Raw genomic sequence first — 22,597 nt, 5'->3', positions numbered from 1 at the left:
GGTAAACGCGTTCGTTGATCGTCGGTCCGCACCTATCGTGGTGCCTGCAGCAACCAAGCGTCGTTTTTGCGCCAACGCGATGATGGCGAACTTGACGGAACGCATTGGCGCCATTTCCAACCTCTTCGCGTGAGGCAAAGCTCTCTCAATTCTACCATTCTGCGCACCGCGGGTCGTTCCGATCACGCGCCGACCAGGCATCCGCTCGCCCATCAAGGAGATACCGGTGGTTACCAAGCCGATTCAATTTTGTCGTATTGCACTCGTTGCGCTCGTTGCTGTTTCCGCTGGCTGCGCGAGCACCGATCCGATCGCGTATCAAGGCATCCCATCTTCCAAGCAGCTATCCGTCAATACGCAAAACAAGGACGGAAAAATACCGCTCATTTACTCCCAGGGAACCGTCGATCTTAGGGCGTACTCAGCTATAATCGTTGAGCCTGTGGAGATTTATCGAAACCGCGATCATCAATTTGGTAGCATGACCGAGAAGGACAAGGTCGAGCTTGCATCCTACATGCAGCGTTCATTCGAAGGTCACCTTAGGCCAAAATACGCACTGACAAAGATACCAGGTCCTGGCACGCTTAGGCTCAAACTCGAACTGACTGGTGCAAAGACCAACGCCGTCGTGATCTCGACCGTGGCAAAATTGATGCCGATGGGTTTGGCCGTAAACGGGCTCCAAGCCGCACGTGGAAAAGAAGGAACGCTCAGCGGTTCAATCAATTATTCCGTTGAGGTCTATGACAGCGCGACGAACAACCTGCTCCTGGCTTATGTCTCCAAGCAGTATCCGAGCGCGTTAAACGTCGGCGCTAGCCTTGGCCCACTCGGTGCGTCAAAAGTTGGAATAGACAAGGGCGCGGACGCCCTTCTCTCCAAGCTCCAGCCGAATTTACCCATCGCGGCTCGCTGACGGCGATAACGAGCTTACAATGGCAAAAGGTAACTGGCAGATGCGTTAACTCAGACAGGTCGACTTTGTGATGGACCCACCGAATTGCTTAGATACGAGTTCATTCGGTGCCAAGCCCGAAGTTGCTGGTCCAACCGGGATATCTCATCGTTAAATGCCAGGATCTGTCGGGTAAGCATCTCCAGAGTGGGCGTGAGGGGGCAAATCGGACTGGCCATCCTCGCTGGTCAATTGCCTCCCTGCCTCGCCGCCGATCACCATGAGTAGCATCGGCCAACTTTACTGAACGCACCACGAACCTGCTCGTTGAGCGCGCGTAAACCACCAGGGCCATAAATCTCTCCGATGTGCGACGGGGTTTATCAACTCTAAAGTGGTTGGACCAAAGTGTCTGGCTGGCCGGGCTTGGGGTTTCGAGCCCGACCAGTTCTCCCAGCCAATTCGAGGCGGTCCGTCCGAGATCTTCGGTCGTGAAACGCTCAACCGCGCTCACGATAGCTGCCCGCGTTCCGCAGAACTCGTTGCGGCTCGGCCCCTCTAGTCGACCTGAAGCGGTAGCAATTGGGGTGAGCTTCTTGTTGACCACGACAATTCTAAAACCGTCTGGAATTCTTGATAATTAATATTGGTTAGGTTTTGTTGCTCTATACCGAGCGCTATCACGCATCCATCTATATTAATTCCTGATTATATACATCGAATTGACAAAGGCGTCTTAATTTATACTCAGAAATTGGGACGTTATCGAAATATATCTTAACAACACAACACAAACGTCAACGTCCTTTCGTGCCCTAGTCTGTCTCACGAGCTATCGGGAGCTGACCACATGCGTTACGAGAATCTAGACACCGAATATGGCCAAACGTTACAGGATCAGGGACCTGTCTCGGCCCCCCATTTAACCAAAAAGCTCAGCATTCTTCATGTTCTGTTTGCGTCCGAAGTCGCGGGATCGGAGCGCTACTGTATCGACCTTGCCAATGCTCAAGCAGCCCTTGGCCACGATGTTCACTTGGTTTCCTCATCTCGGGTCGATATTGGAAAGCACTTACGCCGCGAAGTTATCCTCCACACCTTCTCCACTCGGCTTTTTCGGCGCTGGCGGCTTCGCAAGTTGATTGCCGCCGAACGGATTGAGGTGGCGCATGCGCACTTAAGCCCGGGCTGTAAGGCGCTCGCCACGGTTCAAGGGAGCGTTATCAAGATTGCGACTTTACATGTCGGCTATAAGCCCAAGCAACATGCGCGATTGGACGGCATCATCTGCGTCAACGAAGCGCAATTGCGGCGCATCGGCGGGTACGCCGGCTATGTCAGCCGCATTCCAAACTGGCTTCCGGAAGTCAAGCAGACAGAACGCTTCGACCTTCGGATCAAGCTGGGATTACCTCCGACCGCCAGGCTGGTCGGCACGGTCGGACGACTGCACCCGAGCAAGGGAAACGACGTTCTGATTTCCGCTTTCTTGCGCGCGGCACCTGACAATACGGCGTTAGTGATTGCGGGCGTCGGTCCACAACGGGCGGTGCTTGAAAAGCTAGTCGCTGGGGACGAACGGATCCGCATGATTGGTTATTGTGACAATGTAACCGGCTTTTTGCGCAATCTCGATCTGTTCGTCTCGCCGTCACGCGAAGAATCGGCGGGTCTTGCGATTCTCGAAGCCATGCACGAGCGCCTTCCGGTAATAGCCTCGGCGACGGAAGGCCCTTCGGAATATCTCCGCGAGCATCCGATTCGCTTCGTTGAGCCCGGCTCTGTCGAAGCTCTCGCTGCGGCTCTGGCTGACGTCCTGCGCTCCGACGACACGAGCCGGCCATGGCGCATCGACTACGATATGGTGCCATTCTCAAGAGCGACCGGCGTAGACAATATTTTGCGGTTTTACGGGGAAGTCGAGAAATGCAGATCGAGTTTCGTGAAGTGATCGATGCGTCAACCATGCCTGCGAAGATGTGACCGATGCGTTTTAAACCCAGCAGCGATTTTTGGAAAGTCGGCATCGTGCCGGCCCCGGCTGAGACGCTCCTTGATGCCGAGACACTTGTGATGCCGTGCTCTGCGGGAGGCAGATATTCGCCGAGCGGTTCGGCGATGTGCTGACGCCCTATGCCAGACGAACTGAGCGTCTTGAGCATGTCGTCCACCATTTGGCGCTTGCGCTTGGAGGGCGCCCGGCGGCGCGTTTTGCCCAGCGGCTGATGCTTGCCGTCAACAACGACACCTTGCTGCGCATCATCCGCGGCAGCGAAATATAAGTACACATCTTTCAACGAAACTTTGCACCCACCGGTGTTACTGTCTCGCGTGGTCCTATTTGGAGAGGAGGTTCGCGGCGATGGCAAAGCGAACGGATGCGGTCGGCCTTCGCAGCCAATCGCGGCTCATGGGGATGCTCGCCAATGCCAATCGGCTGAGGATCTGCATCTTGCTGACGCAGGATGAATTCGACGTCAGCAGTCTCGCCTTCAGGGTCGGGCTTTCCCAATCGGCACTGAGTCAGCACCTGGCGCGCCTTCTCAGGTCGGGTCTGGTGTCTTGCCGACGGAAAGCGCAATTCCGGTTCTATCGCTGCGATCATGTCGGTGTCGCAGCGATCCTGCGGGCGCTCGAAGACATCTACTGTAACGCATCGCATTCCAGCGCCATCGCACAGTCAAAGCCTCCTGAGCAAAGCCCGACCGATGACTCGGCGCCGCCGGCCTCTCCGGTGCCGATGCAACAGACAGCGTCCGTCAAATCGGCCTCCGTCGCCACTTAATCGAACTTTGACGATCTTTGATCCCGCTTGCACAGAGGTCCCCTACACCCTCTCGCGCGGGCCCGGCTTGAGGACGTCTATGATTGCGACGCATCGTATCCTGCCCGTCCTCCGGCAGGTAACATTCGTCCAGCCCCAGCCGAAGTCGATCTCGAAAGGAATTCCAGCTAAATCCGCTGTCATTGGGCATTCCGGGAGCATCGGGTACACGCGCAATTCCGTCCACGATACCGCTTTAATTCAACCGGTTGTATTTCTATCTCACATCGAGCGAGGGCCTCTTCGCCTCGATCGCGACCTTGGCATCGGCATGGCTTGGGATAAGGATCTGAAAAATCAGACCACTCGGCGCATTGTCTGCGAGGGTGACGGTGCCGTGATGGGCATGCACGATATCAGCGACAATAGAAAGTCCGAGCCCGAAGCCTTCCTGCCCTTGCGTGCGCGCATCATCTCCCTTGAAGAACGGCTCGAAAATCCGCGTTCTTAAATGTTCCGGAATTCCGGGCCCGTTGTCGGTGACGGAGATTTCGCAGCCCCCATTTCCGTCTCGTAGACCGACCACGACCTCAGTCGCGAACTTGACGCTGTTGTCGCAGAGGTTGGTCACCGCGCGCATGATGGCAAGTGGTTTGCAATCGATGATCATCCGATTTGGCCCCGCGAACCGGACCTGGAAGCCGACATCGCTGAATTCCGCGCAAACGGTTTGCAGCAGGCTGGCAACATCAGCACGTTGAATCGGTTCGGTCGCGTAGTCGTCCCTCAGATATTTCAGAACTTCGTTCAAGAGGCTGTCAATGCGCATGACGTCAGACAACAGTCCCTCGCGCACCGGTCCGTCCTCCATGCGATCGGCGCGAAGTCGCAACCGGGTCAACGGGGTTCGAAGATCATGGCCAATGCCCCGCAGCATTCGTGTCCTTGTTTCGACCATAACCCGTATCCGGCTTCGCATGGCGTTGAGAGCATGGGCGAGCGCAACGATCTCGACAGGCCCGCGTTCTTCGAAAATCTCCGTGCTGTTTGCGATGTCCGAATGGGTGGCCGCTTCGGAAATCCGCTTGATTGGCTCGGTTATGACGCGAATGGCGAATATAAAAAAGAACGCGATCAGGACGACGATGGCGACAGAATAATATGGGCCCTCGTTCAGGATCGAACTGTTCAGGATCGTATCCGGAAATCCGGAAAGGATAAGCAGCGTGGCGTCGTCTACCTTTGATGCAATCACTCTCTCCCCGTTCCAGAAGGTACGCCAACCTCCCACGGGTGGGCGGATGTGATCGGTTGGAAAGAGCCAGTCGATGGCCATGGCCAGCGCGCCTTCAGGTTCCGACGGTCCGGTGAACGTCTCGCTGACCGAAAAGGGTTGCAGCGAGAAATTCCAACCGGCAGCGCGCGATGACGAAAGGATTGCTTCGCGTGTGGCCGGTGTGGACGTTTTGAGGAGTTCCGCCATCGTGTCAACGCGCATGGCGATATCTTCTATGTCCGGCGCGGCATTCCTTGCCCACTGCTCCAGTACTCTGCCGACGACGCTGACAAGGATCAGCGCCACAACAATGATCAGGGTGATCTGGCCTCTTATTGTGTTGGGCAGCAAACGCTTCAGCCTCATAGTTCCTCGACATTTGCGGTGAACATGTAGCCGCCGAGACGTACTGTCTTGATAACCACGGGGTCGCGGGCATCATGCTCGATCTTTTGCCTCAACCGACTGATGTGCACATCAATGCTGCGCTCGATTGGACCGGCCAGACCAGCGTGGGTGACACCTAAGAGTTCCTCTCGCGTCAGGACACGGCCGGGGTTTCGGCAAAAGGCAAGCAGGATATCGAACTCATGCGTCGTCAAGCCGACGCGTGCGTTGGTTGGATCATAAAGCTGTCGTCGAATGGGATCCACGAACCACCCGTCAAAACGCAGTTGCTTTTGTCTCGGATCCTTGAGAGAGGGTAAGGCTGCGCGCCGCAGCAAGCCGCGTATCCGCGCGATGAGCTCCCGCAGGCTGAACGGTTTCGTGACATAGTCGTCGGCGCCAATCTCGAGACCGACGATCCTGTCGACTTCTGCGTCGGCCGCCGTCAGCATGAGGATGGGAATGTTCGTCGTAACCCGTAGCCTCCGGCACAGACTAAGGCCGTTTTCGCCAGGCAGCATGACATCAAGGATCACCAGATCGAATTTGGACACCCGCATGCGCATATCCATCGCCACGCCGTCCTGGGCGATCTCAGCGATCATTCCACTTTCGTTAAGACTATCGCGCAGCATTGCGGCGATCAGTGTGTCGTCCTCGACAATCAGAATTCGAGAGGCGTCCGACAAGCTTTGGCTCCCTTCACCATCCACATGAGAGTTTGCTCATGTCTGATAACACGGCGGCCCCGCTTTTTACCTTCCGGCAATATTAAGATTTGTTTCCACCCCCGCCCATTTCCGGCCGGCCAGAAACAACACTTCACATGATCAAACATTCTGGCTGTCCGCGCCGTGGCAGAAGAGAGGCATTGAAACCGCCTTTTCGATGCAGCCCTGGACGGGCAAATGTGTGAAGGCAAGGACCGGAGATTTTATGTTTCGTAAGTTCCTTTCGAAGTCCGCAGCGCGCGGAGCATTTCCCATCGCACTCGTTATTTCGCTCATGCCATCGCTTGTCTACGCTGCCGACACGTCACAGGATCCCGATCAGGCTGCCATACCGCCCATGCCCGATCCCCAGCGCTTTGGCCCGGTGCGCCAGAAGCTTCACGACTGGGAGGTCATGGTAGGCGCCGGCGTGATGTACCAGCCAAAATATGAGGGGAGCGATGAAATGGAAATTTCGCCGCTTCCGTTCGTCTCGGCGACTTTCTTCGATCGATTGACGATCGATCCGACCGGCGTCGAGTTGAGGGCCTATGAACAGGGTCCGTTCCAGTTCGATGTGAAGGTCGGCTACGACTTTGGTCGTGCGGAAGACGACGCAGACGATCTGCGCGGAATGGGCGACGTCGATGGCGGCGCGACAGTCGGCGGCAAGGCGACGTTTAGCTATGGACCGGCCGAGTTTTTCGTCTCGCTCGACAAGACCATCGGGGGGAGCGATGGGCTTCTGGCAACGGTCGGCGTCGAAGTCACCCAACCAGTCAATGAAAAGCTGGTGCTTGGCGCGGGTGCGTCGGCGACCTTCGCCGACAAGAACTACATGGAATCCTATTTTGGGGTCACCGCGGCTCAGGCCGCGCGTTCCGGGTACGATGCATACAAACCGGGTTCGGGCGTGAAAAGCGTCGATCTCTCGGCGTCCGCGACTTACCTGTTCAATGAAAACTGGATGGTCCGCGCGGAGCAGGGGGTCGGATTTCTGGTCGGGGACGCCGCGGACAGCCCTCTCGTGAAGCAAAAGGTTCAGCCGAAGTCCATGCTGGTCCTTGGTTATCGCTTCTAGGAACATCGGCGGTCAAGAACACACCCTGTTCTAGCGTCAGCACGCATAGCGCCCGCCTGCCAAGTCAAGCAAGTGGTCGAGCTCCAGCCAGCAAGTCGCGTCACAGCGGATGGCTGAAGCACGCAACCCCCAATCAAAATCTGTTCAAAAAACCACTTCCTTTAAGCGGATGGTCCTCGTGCAAACTTCATCCTCAGCGTCGGAGGACGTTAATAGGCTTCCCTTCAATTCCTCTCCCGTGTCGCTTGACGCGGCAGCCAGGGGGCGATGGAATCCTCTCACCCGTTACATCTCCTTAAATCCGCTCGGTGCACTTGGAATCCTGCTCCTCTTGTCCAGCATGATTTTCGTCATGTTTCCGCAGGTTGACATGCGCGTTTCGCGGTACTTCACCTCCGGGACGGAGTTTTATCTTTCTGACAATCCACTGCTGTTGTGGATCCGCGACGCTAACCGCATCCTGCCCTCCATTGTCTTGCCCGTGATGATCATCCTGATAATCGCGGGACCACTCAAGCTTTCAGCTCGTTTGACGACAAGGCGCGCCCTGTTCGTCGTCGTCAGCTACGTCCTCGGATCGGCAATCATGGTTCACTTGTTCAAGAACTTCTTTGCCCGGGCCAGACCCCGAAATGTGATTGAGTTTGGTGGGACGATGGAGTTTACGCCGGCATGGCAATTTGCATCGATGTGCGAGCGCGATTGTTCGTTCCCATCCGGGGAAGCAGCATCGGCAGCCGCGTTTCTGTCAGTTCTGGTGTTTGTGCCCGACGCGTACCGCAAATACGTCGCCGCGCTGATTGTTCCGCTATCGATAATCGCCGCCCTGAACCGTGTCGCTTTTGGAGCCCACTTCCTATCGGACGTCGTGCTCGGATGGATCCTCGTATGCTGGCTGATGTTCTGGCTCCACCGAAAAATGGGGCTGGATACCCTGTGAGGGCGGTCGATTCATGGCGCATTGTCCCGAGGATGCCTTTGTCGGTGGTCTCTGGAATGACTTGGTGACGCACGTCCCCGTCTGGAACCGCGCGCGTGATCACCATCGATTTTCCCCCTTTCCGCCGGAGGCATGCGCGATGGTAGATCCACCCCACCTGACCGGTGGTAACTCAGGCGGCAATCCCGTTGAGATCAAGCAAGTCGCGCGACCCTTTCCAGGCGCGAAGCTCTGCGAGAATCTTCCCAAATCCCCGCGGCGCATCGCGGTGGCGATCGTGCTCGCCTTCACGCTGGTGCGACTGATGTGGGCCTATTCCCTCGGTTTCGGAATAGACGAAAGTTACACGCTCGGCCAGGCAAGGTTTGTCGCGCTATCGTATTTTGACCACCCGCCCTTGCACTATTGGATGACCCATGCGGCAGGTGTTCTTTTCGGAACGAGCTGGGCGGTTCGCATCCCTACGGTCCTGCTGTTTTCGGCGACGTCATGGTCGATCTTCTGCCTGACCGAGCGTCTCTTCGGCGGCATTCCGGCGGTCTCGTCCATCCTTTTCCTCAACCTTTCGCTCTTCTTTCTCGTGTCGGCCGGCGCCTGGATCGTACCGGATGGCCCCCTTCTTCTGTTCCTGGCCTTAAACGCACAGGTCATGGCGCGGATTTTCTTTCCGCGCCCGGGTGAGGAAGACCACTCGATGTCCTGGTGGTTACTCGCAGGAGGGCTTCTCGGCCTTGCGGGTCTGGCGAAATACTCCGCGTTCTTCACGCTGACCGGCCTCGTGTTCTTTGTGATCGCAACTGGCCATCGGCGGCACTTGTCAAGGCGCGGCCCTTATGTCGCGTGCCTCGCGGGCCTGGTTGTGGTTCTACCGGTACTGGTCTGGAATGTTCAGCACGATTTTGCGTCGTTGCGTTTCCAGGCTGAGCGAGGCACGTGGCAATTTTCCCCTTGGGCCTTGGCTCGCATTGTTCTCGGGCAGATCGTCTGGTTGGGGCCCTGGATAGCGCTCCCGCTCATACGGACGCTGCTTCACGCATTTCGAAAGGGGCAAACGGAACGACAGTTGTTCTGCCTTGCTCTCGCAGTTCCGGCAATCGGTTACACCACGCTTCAGGCGCTTGGGACTGGAGCCGGGTTTCCCCATTGGCCCATGCCCGGGTGGTTGTTTGTTTTTCCGTTGCTGGGCGCTCGGTGGGGCCTCCGCATCTGGCCAACCATTCGCTATGCCATCGCGACTTCATTCCTGACGCTCATGCTCTTGACAGTGGCCGTCGCATTGGGAGCCTCGGGCGCGCTTCACCGGTTGAATTTCACCTTCCTCCATGACCCAACCCAAGATTTCGTTGATTGGTCCCCGGTGGCGGACGTCCTCGCGCCGTTGAAGATTGGAATGCTGGATGGACCTGCCTTAGCTGGGCTGAACTGGGCCGAGGCCGGAAAGTTGGATGCCGCAGTGGGTGAAATGGCGCCCGTGCTCGTGCTGGGAAGCGACAAGCGCGGATTCGGTACACGGTCAGATCCGCGTCTGTCCAGCAGGCAAGGCCTTGTCATCGTCGCTAGCGAGGAAGCGTGGGCAAGGGACGGGATGGCGGTATCGTGCATGCCAAAAGATCCGCTTCCCATTGCGCGCGTGCAGATCGGTCGTGGAGGACAAGAGGAATTCGCCCTCCTCGTGATACCAGTCGAAAGGTGCAAGGGGACGACACGTTAGCACGAATTCGTTCCCGCCGGCCTTAGCGACGCGCTTCCGCGTAGGGGTCCACAAGGCGTGTGTGCCGTAGTCCTTCCCGTCGGTCTTCAGTGACACCGGTGATATCGACAAAGCGAAGTCGCGAGGACGCGCGATTGAAAACGGTGCCGGTAGCAGTCTGACCGCTGCCGCCGCTTTTCCACTGAAAGATGGGGCCGTACCGAATAGAGACCCCCGAAGGACGATTGGCAGGCGCCCGAAATCCAGCCGCCTTCGGTTTAACCAAGGGCCGCGCGCGCGATCAGCAATCGTCAATGGCCCCGGACACGCTCCGCGTTGAGTTTCTTGGACCGACGAAAGGACGCGCCTGAAAGCAGCGCGTTCAAACCGCTTTTTGATGGATTTTCCCTTGTCGCCCGGCACGCAGCAGCTGGGGATCGGCTGCTTGCACATGTTGCAACCACCTTCTGCAACAAATCGAAGCGCAGGTTAATATCACTTAAAACCGATCCCTCGTTCGAACGGCTAATTCTAATCCAGGACGTCGTGCCGCCGGGCTCTCGGCTGCCGAGCCTGGAGAAAAAAATGTTACCGCATTTCAAGCAATTGCCCCGGAGCGAGGTTCTCGAAAGCTTGGCCGCGGCGTCCCCGCATCAAGGCCAGCCCCGTCCACCCGTTTCGATCATCCTTCCAACCTTGGACGAAGTCGAAAATATCGATCGCGCGATTGGCGAGATCATCGACAACCTCGAAACGGGATATGCGTTCGAGATTCTGGTGGCCGATGGCGGATCGCGCGACGGAACGTGCGAGAAGGTTGAGCACTGGGGCGTGAATTATCCAGTCAGGCTTGTGCAGAACGATGGTGGCGGCCTGGCCGAAGACGTTCTGGCCGCGGCGGGACAGGCGCAATATTCCATTATCGTCGTCATCGATGCCGACGGAAGCCATCCCGCAAGATCGCTCGCAGAATTGATCGATCGCGTCGCCTCGGGTCGCTACGACATGGCGATCGGCAGCCGCTATGTCGACGGTGGCGCCACCGTCGGGTGGCCTTTGCGGCGCAGGCTGCTCTCGCGCCTGGGCGCTGCCTTCGCTTCGCCTTTCACCGACGTTCGAGATCCGCTATCTGGCTTTTTTGCGATCCGCCGTCCTTGCCTTCTCGCCGCTGACACTCATGCCAGGGGCTTCAAGATCGGTCTGGCGGCGCTTCTTGCGGGCGGGGCCGGATTTCGGGTTTGCGAGGTGCCGATTTCGTTCATCGATCGGCAATCGGGCCAATCGAAGATCGGCGCTGGCCATCTCGTCGCCTATGTCGCCCAACTGTTCGCCTATATTCGGGGTCCGCGGTTTTCCGGCACCTTCCCACGCTTCGTCATGGTCGGGATGGCGGGCTTCGTGATGGATCTGATGGTCACGTCCTCTGCCGCGGCATTGGGCGCCGGCATCATGATGGCGCATATTTGCGGCTTCTTGATTGCGACCGCCTTCAACTACATCGGACATACTCGTAATTTGTTCGGCGACCGGGGAACGGACGGCGCCGAGCTAATGCGTTTTGCGGTCGTTTCGATCCTGGCGCTGGCGATGCGCGGGGCCATTATTTCGGCGGCGTCCCTTGTTCATCTTCCGGTGTCTGTTGCTTTGGCGGCCGCCATTGTCGGCGGCGTCGGCGTCAGCTATCTCGGCAACGACCTCTTCGCGTTTCGCAGAAAAGATCTGCTCCCGATCGAGGTTCGCTGGAAGCTCGCAGCGATCGGTCTGACCGCATATGTCTTTTTCCTGCGCCTTCTCTACCAGGGCGCCGTCGACCTCATGCCGCAGGAAGCCTATTATTGGACCTACGCCCAGCATTTGCACTGGGGCTATCTCGATCACCCGCCAATGGTCGCATGGTTGATTTTGCTTGGGACGGCGGTCTTCGGCAACAGCGAATTCGGCGTGCGCGTCGCGGCCCCGCTGTGCTGGCTTGCGACCGGGTTTTTCGTGTTCCGCTCAACAGGCCAAACCTTCGGCCATATGGCCGCCTTTCTGTCCCTGCTGTTGCTGGCGACCCTTCCGTTTTTCTTTGCGATCGGCGCGATCACGACGCCGGATGCTCCCCTGACCGCGGCCTGGGCCGGAGCGCTGTATTTCCTGCAGCGGGCACTCGTTGCCGATCGGCCGAAAGCATGGCTCGCCGCCGGCGTCTTGATCGGGCTCGGCATGCTGTCAAAATATACGATCGCACTCCTCGGGCCGGCGGTCCTTACCTTCATGTTCGTCCGCCCGGAGTCCCGCCGATGGCTTGCGACCCGCTGGCCTTATCTTTGCGCCCTCTGCGCGACGGTCCTGTTTTCTCCCGTCATAGCCTGGAACGCTACACATGGCTGGTCGTCTATCGAGTTCCAGGGAAGCCGTCGGTGGCTGGCCGACGATGTGGTCTTCTTGGTTCCAAAGCTCCTGCTGTTCATCGCCGTCGTGCTTGGACCGGTGGGGTTGCTTCTCGCGGCACTGTCTGCCGGCCGACTGGCGCGCTTGCTGCCCGCACGCAGATTGCGCAGGTCAGAAACCTTCCTCGCGGTCTTCACCTTCGTTCCGCTTGTCGTCGTCATCGGCTTCAGCCAGTTTCACGCAGTCAAGCTGAACTGGACCGGCCCGATTTGGCTGGCGCTCGTCCCGGTCATGGCCAGCATGATCGAAACCGTACTGCGCTCCGCTCCGATTGTTGCGAAAGCCCTAAAGCTTCTCGCAGTCAGCACGATCTTGGTCCTTTCCGTGCTTCTTCACTATCTCGCCCTCGGCCTGCCCCTTGTCGGATATCCGATGGAACTGCGAGCAGTACCGATTGCTTTTGAGGAATTCGTATCGGCTGCCGAGGAGGTGAAGGCGACCGTTGCAGCAAAGACCGGCGGGCGGCCGCTTCTTGTCGGGATGGACAAGTGCAATGTGGCGAGCGAACTCGCATTTTACAGCAGGGGCCGGACAAGGCTCGATCATATCACCAGCCGCAACCTTTTTGGCGAAACCGGTCTGATGTTCGAGAACTGGCGATCAGCGCAGGCGCTTTCCGGAAGGGTCGTGATCATGGTTGGGTGGAAGGAGGACAGTCTTTCCGGCGAAAGCCTCGGCAATTGGTTCGAGGAGATCGGCCCGGTCCAGCAGCGTTCCATCTACAAGGGTAGCACCGAAGCTGGTCGGTTCTTCTACAGGATCGGCTACGGTTATCACGCGCTTGAGGGCGGACCGGCCTGAGGGCGTCGTCAAGTTCCTGCGTGCATCGTCCCGGTTGGCCGGCAACCGTGAGGAGGATCTGCAAGCAGGGTTTTCGTCTCCTCGCCTGCAGACACCACGGGAAGATCGCCCCATTCAATTCACAAAACGAAGCCCACCTTCGCGGCGGAATCCGTAGCGTCAGACGAAAGCCCGAAGCAAAAGGAAACTTACAATGTCAGTCGAAATCGCCCCTTGTCCCGTTCTGGTCTATATTCCGGATGAACGTGGCCTTTACCTCGCCAGCGAGGTGCTGCGTTGCGGCGGCTTCGATGTTCGAAGCGTCGCCAGTGGTCTCGATCTAGCGTTTGCACTGGGCGATCTGGGCATCTGCGTTGTCGTCACGGTCACCTCCATGATCGGAGAGGTTCGTGCGCTTGCCAACGTTCCCGTGATCAACATCCAAGCCTTCGTCCTACCGAACCACGAAAAATCCGGCGAAGATCCGCCGGCTCTTTTCGACAGGCAAGCCTTCCTCGAAAGGGTGCGCAGCAGCGGCAGATTTCAGCCAGCAGGTTCACGCTACAGTGCATCGGTCGTCGATTGATCGGCACGGGGCCCCCGCATCGGTCTGGATAGACTTTGCACGGACTTCGCACTCCACGTCCGTCCTGTTTTGTCGAAGCTCCTGCGAACCTTGAGCTCGTCGCTACACGGTCGCGCGCTTTTGACCCGACAAGGCACTCGCGGAGCCACTGTCCAGATAAATGTGACAGGAGTGGTGGTTCTGTAGAATGGAAGCCGGGACCAGATTTGTGACTGGACCCTCCAAAACGTCCCTTACAGCAATGGACTTTCGCACATCGGGAGCCGTCACGAGCACGGTCTCGCTTGCCATGATACGCTGCACCGTCATGGAAATTGCTTGCTTGGGAACTTCATCAACGGAGGAAAACCAACCTTCACCAAACTGCTGGAGTCTGCATTGCTCATCAAGATTGACGATCTTGAACGCGACCGTACTTTCAAAATCTGCCGGCGGGTCGTTGAACGCGAGATGTGCATTTTCACCGATCCCGGCAAACATGACGTCGATGGGATGTTGATCGAGCAAACCGTTCAGTCGGCGCAACTCGCCTTCCACGTCATCCGCGTCACCGTTGACAAAGTGAAAGTCTCCCAACTCCGGCAGCTTCGAAACAAATCGATCCTTCAAGTAGCGTCGAAAGCTGGCTTTGGCCGTTTCAGATATGCCCACGTATTCGTCTAGGTGGAAGCCGGTCACTCGCGACCAATCAATTCCTTTAAAGGTGATGAGAGCGTCCAACATCTCAAATTGGCTTGCTCCGGTCGCGACGACGATATTCGCCTTGCCGCGCTTGGCTATAGCTTCTTTGATGTGGTGGGCACCTAGAGCGGCGGCCGCCGCGCCGCTGTCGACTTTGTCTTCAAAAATATGCGCATTGATCATTTGTGTGCCTTTCGAAGGAATTGATGGGCTCGTTGCATGGGCTGAACACTCGGTCGACCGACCGCGAGCCGGCATCGCCTCTCGAGCGACACCCGCTTCTGCTAGGTTTGACGGCGTATGCTTCAGTTCTGGGATATGACTTTAGGGTCAGGTCCAGGGATGACGGGCTGCCCGACCTTCGGCATCTGGCGCCTTTATGAAATAGTCAGGGAAAGCTTCGCTAAGACTATCGATGTAAGGCACGATCACGCTGAGATGCTCACGTAGCGCCTCCGTTGCGCCATCGACGTCATTCCGAGCAATAGCGTCACGGATGTCCTGATGCTCTTTCAGAGTATCCTCCATCCGGCCCTCCACTGGCAGCGACAGGACCCGCACGCGATCCAAGTGCACCTTGATCTGGCGAACCATTGGCCAAAGTGTTGTGAAACCCGCTCCGAGGGCGATCGTCTCGTGGAACGCCTCGTCCGACTCGTGGAATCCCCCCATATCACCGAGCGCAACAGCAAGCCGCTGCTTTGCAAGGATTAGATCGAGATGGGCGATGTCCGTCTGATCGGCAACCTTGGCCAGTCGCGTGATGGCCACCTCTTCCAGAGACCGCCGAATTATGATTGCCTCGCGGATCCGAGCAACAGGTATTCGAGCGACAAACGTACCTGCCTGGGCCATCATCTCCACCAGGCCATCCCCTTCGAGCTGAAGAAGGGCCTCTCGCACAGGCGTCCGACTGACGCCAAATTGCTCTGTTAGAGCCTTTTCATTCAAGGCCTCACCCGGACGTAGCTCCATACGAGCAATGGACCCTAATAGGTTATCGTAGATCACCGTTGCATGGGTGCGGCGAGCCGGTTGCGCGATTGGGGCGCGATTGCCGATTTTTTCGGTCGCAGGAGTCTGCGTCTGAGTTTTCATTCTTCTGTCTCTAGAAACCTAAATTTCACTACGACCTGCCTCGCAAGGCCGCGCCTTCACATACGATATATTAGTACGCGACGCGCGCGTCAACCCTCTTTTGCAGGCCCACCCAACTTCCAGATATCAGAAATGTGTAGGTAAAACAGATAGATAACGGCGTATTTTCGCACGGAAGCGATAATTAGAATCCGCGCATCAAGAAATAGGGCGGCCGCCTATTGCGCCAAAACGAACATCAATATATTAATGTATTGAGAAAAGAGGGAGCTTTCCAACATGATTATCAGGCGCAGAACATTTCTGAGTGCGATGGCTAGCGGCGTGGCGCTGGGCGTGGCTGGGCCGTCCTGGGCGGCGTCGGAGCGGATCCGCATGTTTTGGTGGGGCGGAAACGATAGGGCGAAGCGCACGGAGAGTGCTGTTGACGCCTTCAAGGCAGGCAACCCCGATTTGCAGGTCGATACAGAGTTTGCGGGTTGGGATGGCTACTGGACGCGCCTTGCTACCCAGGTTGCAGGGCGCAATGCGCCGGATCTGATCCAGATGGACCCGCTCTACATGCGCGAGTATGCGCGCCGTGGGTCCATAGCTCAGCTCGATAAATATGTCGGAGATCTTCTCGACATTGAGACCTTTGGCAAGGCGAACCTCGAATCGTGCAGCGTCGACGGTTCGTTGTACGGAGTAAATAGCGGCGTCAATGCCTTCGGTCTGGTTGTCGACGCCGGCGCTTGGCAGGAGGTTGGAGTTTTGCCGCCGTCCTTTGGTACCACGTGGACCGAGCTTATGGAAAAAACCAAAGCGTTTGCCGCGGCGAACAAGAAATCGGGATTTTATGCTATCGCTGACGGCAGCGGTACCGAGAACATCTTTGAAATTTGGCTGCGCTCTCAGGGAGCACAGCTCTATACTGACGACGGCAAGCTTGGTTTTGATCAGGGCCTGTTGACGGCCTGGTTCCAATATTGGGCAACCATGCGTGCTGCTGGTGGCTGCGTCACTCCTGATATTCAGGCGCTCTCGAAGAACGAGGTTGCTTCACAACCCCTGACATTAGGGCATGCGGCTGCTGACTTTTGTCACTCGAATGAGTTCCTGTCGTTCTGCGAACTCCGGAAAGCCCCGCTCTCGCTCACCGGTATTCCGATCTCGGCCGCCGCGGAGAGAAGCAATTATCTCAAGCCGTCGCAGATGTTCTCGGTCTCGGGTGGATCGAAAAACCCCGATGCTGCGGTTAAGCTCATCAATTTCCTGGTGGCAAATCCTGAGGGCGTTAAGTTCCTTGGCGTCGAGCGGGGTGTTCCGGCGTCGCCTATAATGCGCCACCTGCTCATGCCTTCATTGAATGACAACGAGCGCGCAACCGTCGAATTCATATCGAACCTCGAGCCCTATCTCGGAGATATACCCCCGGCGCCACCCTCCGGTGGCGGTGAAGTGAGCACCTTGCTGCTGCGTATAAGTCAGGAAATTGGTTTCGGCGGCTCGACGCCCGAGCAGGGTGCAGCATCGTATTTCGAAGAAGCCAATGCGGTCCTGACGCGTAGGTAGCTGCAATGAAATTCAAGCAATCGTCATCTATCAGCCAGTCCGCTGTGAACTTGATGGGCCGAACCGGCAGTGGCGCGAAGCGCCGCATGCCGGGGATCGGCTTCATGATGCCGTGGCTGATCGGGTTCATAGTATTCACGGCCGGTCCCGCCATCGCCTCACTTTATCTTTCATTCACCGATTACGATCTGGTCCGAGATCCGCAATTTGTGGGCCTGGCTAACTATGTGCGCATAGTCACGGCCGATCCGAAATTTGCGTCGTCCATGCGGGTTACGTTTGTCTATGTCTTGCTCTCGGTTCCGCTGAAGCTTGTGTTCGCCATGGCGGTCGCGATTGTGCTCAATCGCGGAATTTCCGGGCTCACTGTTTATCGGGCCGTCTTCTATCTTCCATCGTTGCTTGGGGCATCGGTTGCGATTGCGGTGCTGTGGCGGGAAATCTTCGCGGCGGACGGTCTGGTCAACAGTTTCCTGTCACTCTTTGGTGTGGTCGGGCCAAGCTGGATCTCAAACCCGCGCTATTCCCTCTACACTCTGGTCATTCTGTCTGTGTGGCAGTTTGGATCACCAATGATCATCTTTCTCGCAGGCCTTCGCCAGCTTCCGCGAGATGTGTTTGAAGCGGCGAGTATCGACGGCGCGTCGCGTGTGAGGCAGTTCTTTAAGATCAGCCTCCCGTTGCTATCGCCGGTTATTTTCTTCAACCTCGTCGTGCAAACGATCGATGCTTTCAGAACGTTTACTCCAGCATTCGTTGTCTCCGGAGGTACCGGTGGCCCGATCAATTCGACGTTGTTTTACGCGCTTTATCTTTACCAAGAGGCGTTTGGGAACTTTCGGATGGGATATGCGTCGGCTTTGGCGTGGATCCTAATGCTGATCATTGCTGTGTTCACCGCGCTCTCATTCGTGTCGACGCGTTACTGGGTCCACTATGATGAATAACCTCAAGCTAAAACCAAAGACTGTACTCAGTCACTCCGCGCTGATCATTATCTCGCTGGCTCTGCTTTATCCGATATTCTGGATGGTGGCAGGTTCCGTGCGTCCGCCAAACGAGATTTTCTCTGGTGGCTCCTCGATTGTTCCCTCTCAAGTAACGATCGAGGCGTACAGCTCCGGCTGGTTCGCAATGAAGGTGAGCTTTGGGCGCTTCTTTCTTAATTCCTTCATCGTCGCAATTTTGTCGACGGTCGGAACGGTCATGTCGTCGTCCGTTACTGCTTACGCGTTCGCCCGATTGAAGTTTCCTGGGCGGGACGTCTGCTTTGCGCTGATGCTGGGCACATTGATGTTGCCATATCAGGTTACGCTTATCCCGCAATACGTTCTGTTCCTACGGCTAGATTGGGTCAACACGTGGTTTCCCTTGATCGTTCCGAAGTTTTTCGCGGTCGATGCCTTTTTCATTTTCCTCATGGTTCAGTTCTTCAAACAGCTCCCTCGAGAGCTTGACGAGGCTGCGCAGATGGACGGCTGTGGATCCTGGCGAATCTACTGGAAGATTATCCTTCCGCTTTCGGTCCCAGTCATGGCAACCGCAGCGATATTCTCGTTCATCTGGACGTGGGACGACTTTTTCGGACCGCTGATCTACATCAGCGATATGCACTCATACACCGTGCCGCTCGGCTTAAGCTCCTTTGTGGACTCCAGCGGTGTTTCCAACTGGAACCAGCTCTTTGCGATGTCCGTGTTGTCGCTCACGCCGGTCTTTCTCATTTTCCTGATTTTTCAGCGGCTGCTGATCGAGGGTATTGCGACGACCGGCATGAAACGTTGAGCCAGAAGTCGCTATACGCAAACAGGAGATTTTAGATGTCGACGCGCATCGAACTGAAAAATATTGTCAAACGCTTCGCCAACCATGAAGTGATACATGGCATCGATCTGGCTATCGAACCGGGGGATTTCGCCGTTTTCGTCGGTCCCTCTGGTTGTGGAAAATCCACTCTGTTGCGGATGATTGCCGGCCTTGAGGATATTAGCGGCGGAGAGTTGATGATCGACGGCACCACAATGAATGAGGTGCCTCCCTCCAAGCGCGGTATCGCTATGGTGTTTCAATCATACGCACTTTATCCGCATATGACCGTTTATAAGAACCTCGCTTTCGGACTTGAAACTGCCGGATATAAGCGCCCCGAAATTGAGCAGCGCGTTAGGCGAGCCGCCGAAACTCTCAAAATTGATGCGTTGCTTTCGCGCCGCCCTAAGGCGCTGTCTGGCGGCCAAAGACAACGAGTTGCTATCGGACGAGCTATCGTTCGCGACCCCAGAATCTTCCTCTTTGACGAGCCGCTTTCGAATCTTGACGCCGAGCTGCGAGTTCAAATGCGAGTCGAGATATCCAAGCTTCATCAAGAGCTTGGGAATACGATGATCTATGTAACACATGATCAGGTCGAGGCCATGACCATGGCCACCAAGATTGTCGTGCTCCGTGACGGACAGATCATGCAGGTGGGTTCGCCGCTTGAGCTGTACAACAATCCTACGAACATTTTCGTCGCGGGCTTCATCGGTTCTCCAAAGATGAATTTCATCAAATGCCATTGGAGCGCCGGTGATCGTGGTGTGGTGCTCCAGGAAAGCTTTGTTCCGTTCCATGATCTCGGGGATGCCGCAGGCGCGAACGGTCCAGCGACCCTCGGCGTCCGCCCTGAACATCTTGTTATAGGAGGAGACGCGGGTCATTTGCTGGGCCAACTCAAGATCGCACTTGTTGAACAACTTGGTGGAGCAACTGTGGTCTACGGCGAGACGTCGGCTGCCGAGACAATCACAGTTATGATTCCTGGTCAGGTTACCGTGGCCACGGGCGATTTGGTGCAGCTGAGATTCAACGCTGCCCACGGCCACCTTTTTGGGGAGGATGGCAACGCCATTCGCCGGCCCCAATAACGGGGCCAGCAAACCTTTTAAACTTGCTCTCTGAGCAATCATCAACGGCTGCGAATTTATGGTCGGCATTGAACTTGCCGTGCCCAGGTAGCTCACGTTCTCACGATAGCCACGCATCGGACCGATATCCGTCCGTCAATGGAGTTAGTTATGACGAAAGAAATCTCAACTGAAGTAAAGCTCGCCTATGTTGGCGGAGGCTCCCTGAACTGGGCTCATGTCCTTATGGCCGATCTCATTCACGACGGTACTATTTCTGGTGAGATTCGGCTCTACGATCTCGACATCGCAGCCGCTGAACGCAATGCGGTTATCGGAAATCGACTGTCTGAGGCGCATGGAGTTGATATTCGGTATGTCGTATCGAGCACACTTCAAGACGCACTGACGGCGACCGACTTCGTTGTCATCTCGATCCTGCCGGGGTCCTTTGACGACATGGCACATGACATCGAACTCCCGCGAATAGCCGGCATACGCCAATCGGTCGGTGACACTGTCGGACCAGGCGGGTTTGTTCGGGCTATGCGCGCGATCCCAGCAATGGCCGAAATCGCTCACGCGATCCAGAAATATTCGCCAAAAGCCTTTGTCTGCAATCTGACAAATCCGATGTCCGTTTTGACAGGCACTCTCTACGCGGTGTTCCCAGAGATTAGGGCATGGGGAGAATGCCATGAGGTCACAAAGCTTCGGCACATTATCGCTTGGCTGGCAAACCAAAAGGGTAAAGGCAAGGCCGTCGCGTTTCGTGATGTTCAGATGAACGTTTTGGGTATCAACCATTTTACGTTCGTCGATCGTGCGACCGTAGATGGAGAAGACTTTCTCCCAGAATATCTCGCTTTCGCGGCTTCCCACATGGAGAAAGGTTGGCGCGAGGTGCCGCTTGATCCCGCGAATGAGTACCACCGTTATTTTGAAGATATGAATCGAGTGAAGTTTGATCTCTCCGCTCGTTTTGGCATCGCCGCCGCGGCTGGCGACCGGCACCTGGCCGAGTTTCTCCCCATGAATTGGTACCTGGCCAACGTCGAGGATTGGGGATTTGGGCTGACCCCTGTTGAGTTCCGCAACCGGGAACGGCTGGAAAAGCAAGCTGCCGCCAAGAAAGTAGACATGTCAGGGGAAACCCCGATCCTGCTGCCAGCGTCCGAGGAGGCTCTTGTCGGCCAAATAAAGGCGCTCACGAGAGGCGATGTCCTCGTGGTTAACGCAAACATGCCGAACCGCGGCCAGATGGAAGGGTTCGCGCCAGGAACAATCGTCGAGACAAACGTCATGTTTTCTGGTCTGGGGATCCAGCCGATCTTAGCCGGACGGCTGCCGGCCGCAGTAGAAGCACTTGTGAAGCCTCATGCCGAACGGCAAACGGCTCTCGTCAGGGCGGTTCTGGAAGGGGATGTCGAAGCTCTGGAAGGGCTGTTCCTTGCCGACCCTCTGGTTCGCTACCTAACGCCGGAGAAAGCTTCGTCGCTTCTCCGCTCGATGGTGACCGCGACCGCTGATCGCCTTCCGGAAAAGCTCCGTACGCTGACCAATTAAAATATGCGGCACGCCAGCACATCAACGAGGGTTGGGCTGTCAACGGACAGTATTGGAGAGCAATGCCGAGTGCGCTAGGGCGTGCGCAACGTTTAGTTGCAAAACGTCCGGCGGATCGATCCGCACGCCGTGAGGCTGTTCAAACGGGTCGGCTTTGGATCTTCGGAAACAAAGAATTGCCCCGATCTACAAAGGAGAGGAATTCTACAATGAACATCAAGATGGTATTGCTTGCGTCGGCAGCAGCTTTTGCTGCATCGACCCCGGTCCTTGCAGCAGACGAAATCGTTGCTGCCGAGCCGGAGCCGGTTGAATACGTTCGCGTCTGCGACGCTTACGGCACCGGCTACTTCTACATCCCGGGCACGGAAACCTGCCTGAAGATCGAAGGTTACATCCGTTTCCAGGTTAACGTTGGCGAAAACGAGGGCGGCGACTCTGACTGGGATGCAGTAACCCGCGGTCAGGTTCAGTTCACTGCCAAGAGCGACACCGAGTACGGCCCGCTCACCGGCGTGATCGTTCTCCAGGCCAATGCCGACAACGCATCGAGCCAGGAAACGCACCTCGACTCCGCCTACCTCGACGTCGCGGGCTTCCGCGCTGGTCTGTTTTACTCCTGGTGGGACGATGGTCTCGACGGCGAAACGGCCGACATCGGCTCCCCGGTTACCCTGCACAACTCCATCCGTTATCAGTACGAAATCGGCTCCTTCTACGCTGGTATCAGCGTTGACGAACTGGAAGACGGCTACTTCAAGGCTGGCGAACGTCCGAACAACTTCGGCGTAGCCTTCGGCATCGGCGGCTCGTCTAGTGCATTCAGCTACCAGATCACAGGCGGTTACGACACCGACAACGAAGAAGGCGCAATCCGCGCTATGGGTACGGTTGACATCGGTCCTGGTACGCTCGGCCTTGCTGCTGTTTATTCCACCAACCCGAACTCCTACTACGACGCCGCTCAGTGGGCAGTTACTGCCGAGTACGTCATCAAGGCTACCGACAAGCTGAAGCTGACCCCGGGCGTACAGTACTACGGCCACTACGGCATCGACGGCGCCGGCGATTTCGACGACGACAACGACGCTTGGAAGGTCGGTCTGACGGTTGACTATCAGATCGTAGACAATTTGTACGCCAAGGCTTCGATCCAGTATCTGGATCCGGATGAAGGCGACGACTCCACATCGGGTTACTTCCGTCTGCAGCGCGCGTTCTAATTTGAACGACGGAACCCTGGCTTAAGGTCAGGGCTCCACCTCTGT

Annotated in this window: 18 protein-coding genes and 1 pseudogene; 15 read left to right on the top strand and 4 right to left on the bottom strand. The window is 56.8% G+C overall.

The window, feature by feature from the left end; all coding sequences use genetic code 11:
- Positions 1 to 226 precede the first annotated feature (226 nt).
- The 4 genes and pseudogenes from AC1DM5_RS27550 (at position 227) to AC1DM5_RS27535 (ending at position 3,683) form a co-directional block, all read left to right on the top strand.
- A complete protein-coding gene (locus AC1DM5_RS27550; RefSeq protein WP_477824408.1) occupies positions 227 to 919 on the top strand; it encodes a DUF3313 domain-containing protein in 693 nt (230 codons plus the stop codon).
- 829 nt (positions 920 to 1,748) lie between these two features.
- Entirely contained in the window at positions 1,749 to 2,849 is a 1,101-nt protein-coding gene (locus AC1DM5_RS27545) for a glycosyltransferase family 4 protein (protein WP_477822400.1), read from the top strand.
- A 118-nt stretch (positions 2,850 to 2,967) separates the two neighbouring features.
- Positions 2,968 to 3,165 (top strand): annotated as a pseudogene (locus AC1DM5_RS27540) (ISL3 family transposase); the annotation flags it as partial.
- Between the two features lie 95 nt (positions 3,166 to 3,260).
- Complete coding sequence (locus AC1DM5_RS27535; protein WP_477822399.1) at positions 3,261 to 3,683, top strand: ArsR/SmtB family transcription factor; 423 nt, start codon at positions 3,261 to 3,263, stop codon at positions 3,681 to 3,683.
- A 256-nt stretch (positions 3,684 to 3,939) separates the two neighbouring features.
- On the opposite strand, the gene AC1DM5_RS27530 is transcribed toward AC1DM5_RS27535, so the two are convergent.
- A complete protein-coding gene (locus AC1DM5_RS27530) occupies positions 3,940 to 5,304 on the bottom strand; it encodes an ATP-binding protein (protein WP_477822398.1) in 1,365 nt (454 codons plus the stop codon).
- Positions 5,301 to 6,014 (bottom strand): response regulator transcription factor, encoded by a 714-nt coding sequence (locus tag AC1DM5_RS27525; protein ID WP_477822397.1) that lies wholly within the window; start codon positions 6,012 to 6,014, stop codon positions 5,301 to 5,303. Before AC1DM5_RS27525 ends, AC1DM5_RS27530 begins: the two co-directional genes overlap by 4 nt.
- Before the next feature lie 379 nt (positions 6,015 to 6,393).
- Here AC1DM5_RS27525 and AC1DM5_RS27520 point away from each other — a divergent pair, with 379 nt between their 5' ends.
- From AC1DM5_RS27520 to AC1DM5_RS27500, 5 genes are all read left to right on the top strand, one after another.
- Entirely contained in the window at positions 6,394 to 7,116 is a 723-nt protein-coding gene (locus AC1DM5_RS27520) for a MipA/OmpV family protein (RefSeq protein ID WP_477822396.1), read from the top strand.
- Positions 7,117 to 7,225: 109 nt separating this feature from the next.
- Positions 7,226 to 8,056, top strand: a complete 831-nt coding sequence (locus AC1DM5_RS27515) for a phosphatase PAP2 family protein (RefSeq protein WP_477822395.1) — start codon at positions 7,226 to 7,228, stop codon at positions 8,054 to 8,056.
- A 139-nt stretch (positions 8,057 to 8,195) separates the two neighbouring features.
- Complete coding sequence (locus AC1DM5_RS27510) at positions 8,196 to 9,767, top strand: glycosyltransferase family 39 protein (RefSeq protein ID WP_477822394.1); 1,572 nt, start codon at positions 8,196 to 8,198, stop codon at positions 9,765 to 9,767.
- 564 nt (positions 9,768 to 10,331) lie between these two features.
- Positions 10,332 to 12,980, top strand: a complete 2,649-nt coding sequence (locus AC1DM5_RS27505; protein ID WP_477976220.1) for a glycosyltransferase family 39 protein — start codon at positions 10,332 to 10,334, stop codon at positions 12,978 to 12,980.
- A 193-nt stretch (positions 12,981 to 13,173) separates the two neighbouring features.
- Positions 13,174 to 13,545 (top strand): hypothetical protein, encoded by a 372-nt coding sequence (locus tag AC1DM5_RS27500; protein ID WP_477822392.1) that lies wholly within the window; start codon positions 13,174 to 13,176, stop codon positions 13,543 to 13,545.
- A 102-nt stretch (positions 13,546 to 13,647) separates the two neighbouring features.
- Here the strand turns inward: AC1DM5_RS27500 and AC1DM5_RS27495 are convergent, their stop codons facing one another.
- Both AC1DM5_RS27495 and AC1DM5_RS27490 read right to left on the bottom strand, forming a co-directional pair.
- Positions 13,648 to 14,409, bottom strand: a complete 762-nt coding sequence (locus AC1DM5_RS27495; RefSeq protein WP_477976218.1) for a glucosamine-6-phosphate deaminase — start codon at positions 14,407 to 14,409, stop codon at positions 13,648 to 13,650.
- Between the two features lie 147 nt (positions 14,410 to 14,556).
- Positions 14,557 to 15,324 (bottom strand): GntR family transcriptional regulator, encoded by a 768-nt coding sequence (locus AC1DM5_RS27490; RefSeq protein ID WP_477822390.1) that lies wholly within the window; start codon positions 15,322 to 15,324, stop codon positions 14,557 to 14,559.
- A gap of 279 nt (positions 15,325 to 15,603) precedes the next feature.
- Between AC1DM5_RS27490 and AC1DM5_RS27485 the strand changes: the two genes are divergently transcribed.
- The 6 genes from AC1DM5_RS27485 to AC1DM5_RS27460 all read left to right on the top strand — a co-directional run bounded on the left by AC1DM5_RS27485 (position 15,604) and on the right by AC1DM5_RS27460 (position 22,552).
- Positions 15,604 to 16,878, top strand: a complete 1,275-nt coding sequence (locus AC1DM5_RS27485; RefSeq protein ID WP_477822389.1) for an ABC transporter substrate-binding protein — start codon at positions 15,604 to 15,606, stop codon at positions 16,876 to 16,878.
- A gap of 53 nt (positions 16,879 to 16,931) precedes the next feature.
- Positions 16,932 to 17,825, top strand: coding sequence for a carbohydrate ABC transporter permease (locus AC1DM5_RS27480; RefSeq protein WP_477822404.1), 894 nt, complete (start codon positions 16,932 to 16,934; stop codon positions 17,823 to 17,825).
- Positions 17,815 to 18,663: a carbohydrate ABC transporter permease gene (locus tag AC1DM5_RS27475; protein WP_477976216.1), complete on the top strand. Its 849-nt coding sequence runs from the start codon at positions 17,815 to 17,817 to the stop codon at positions 18,661 to 18,663. The genes AC1DM5_RS27480 and AC1DM5_RS27475 overlap by 11 nt, the downstream gene beginning before the upstream one ends.
- Positions 18,664 to 18,698: 35 nt before the next feature.
- Complete coding sequence (locus AC1DM5_RS27470; protein ID WP_477822387.1) at positions 18,699 to 19,784, top strand: ABC transporter ATP-binding protein; 1,086 nt, start codon at positions 18,699 to 18,701, stop codon at positions 19,782 to 19,784.
- A gap of 150 nt (positions 19,785 to 19,934) precedes the next feature.
- On the top strand, positions 19,935 to 21,329 hold the full coding sequence (locus AC1DM5_RS27465; protein ID WP_477822386.1) for a family 4 glycosyl hydrolase: 1,395 nt from the start codon (positions 19,935 to 19,937) through the stop codon (positions 21,327 to 21,329).
- 209 nt (positions 21,330 to 21,538) lie between these two features.
- Positions 21,539 to 22,552, top strand: coding sequence for a porin (locus tag AC1DM5_RS27460; protein WP_477822385.1), 1,014 nt, complete (start codon positions 21,539 to 21,541; stop codon positions 22,550 to 22,552).
- Positions 22,553 to 22,597 lie beyond the last annotated feature (45 nt).

It is taken from the genome of Rhizobium sp. 01T437 (assembly GCF_056398505.1).
This window is presented reverse-complemented; position numbering and strand designations above follow the sequence as displayed.

Excerpts from the sequence above, each read along its gene's own strand:
- AC1DM5_RS27545 (WP_477822400.1), top strand. The coding sequence starts at position 1,749 with ATGCGTTACGAGAATCTAGACACCGAATATGGCCAAACGTTACAGGAT.
- AC1DM5_RS27535 (WP_477822399.1), top strand. The coding sequence starts at position 3,261 with ATGGCAAAGCGAACGGATGCGGTCGGCCTTCGCAGCCAATCGCGGCTC.
- AC1DM5_RS27530 (WP_477822398.1), bottom strand. The coding sequence starts at position 5,304 with ATGAGGCTGAAGCGTTTGCTGCCCAACACAATAAGAGGCCAGATCACC.
- AC1DM5_RS27520 (WP_477822396.1), top strand. The coding sequence starts at position 6,394 with ATGCCCGATCCCCAGCGCTTTGGCCCGGTGCGCCAGAAGCTTCACGAC.
- AC1DM5_RS27515 (WP_477822395.1), top strand. The coding sequence starts at position 7,226 with ATGGCTGAAGCACGCAACCCCCAATCAAAATCTGTTCAAAAAACCACT.
- AC1DM5_RS27510 (WP_477822394.1), top strand. The coding sequence starts at position 8,196 with ATGGTAGATCCACCCCACCTGACCGGTGGTAACTCAGGCGGCAATCCC.
- AC1DM5_RS27505 (WP_477976220.1), top strand. The coding sequence starts at position 10,332 with ATGTTACCGCATTTCAAGCAATTGCCCCGGAGCGAGGTTCTCGAAAGC.
- AC1DM5_RS27500 (WP_477822392.1), top strand. The coding sequence starts at position 13,174 with ATGTCAGTCGAAATCGCCCCTTGTCCCGTTCTGGTCTATATTCCGGAT.
- AC1DM5_RS27495 (WP_477976218.1), bottom strand. The coding sequence starts at position 14,409 with ATGATCAATGCGCATATTTTTGAAGACAAAGTCGACAGCGGCGCGGCG.
- AC1DM5_RS27490 (WP_477822390.1), bottom strand. The coding sequence starts at position 15,324 with ATGAAAACTCAGACGCAGACTCCTGCGACCGAAAAAATCGGCAATCGC.
- AC1DM5_RS27485 (WP_477822389.1), top strand. The coding sequence starts at position 15,604 with ATGATTATCAGGCGCAGAACATTTCTGAGTGCGATGGCTAGCGGCGTG.
- AC1DM5_RS27480 (WP_477822404.1), top strand. The coding sequence starts at position 16,932 with ATGGGCCGAACCGGCAGTGGCGCGAAGCGCCGCATGCCGGGGATCGGC.
- AC1DM5_RS27475 (WP_477976216.1), top strand. The coding sequence starts at position 17,815 with ATGATGAATAACCTCAAGCTAAAACCAAAGACTGTACTCAGTCACTCC.
- AC1DM5_RS27470 (WP_477822387.1), top strand. The coding sequence starts at position 18,699 with ATGTCGACGCGCATCGAACTGAAAAATATTGTCAAACGCTTCGCCAAC.
- AC1DM5_RS27465 (WP_477822386.1), top strand. The coding sequence starts at position 19,935 with ATGACGAAAGAAATCTCAACTGAAGTAAAGCTCGCCTATGTTGGCGGA.
- AC1DM5_RS27460 (WP_477822385.1), top strand. The coding sequence starts at position 21,539 with ATGAACATCAAGATGGTATTGCTTGCGTCGGCAGCAGCTTTTGCTGCA.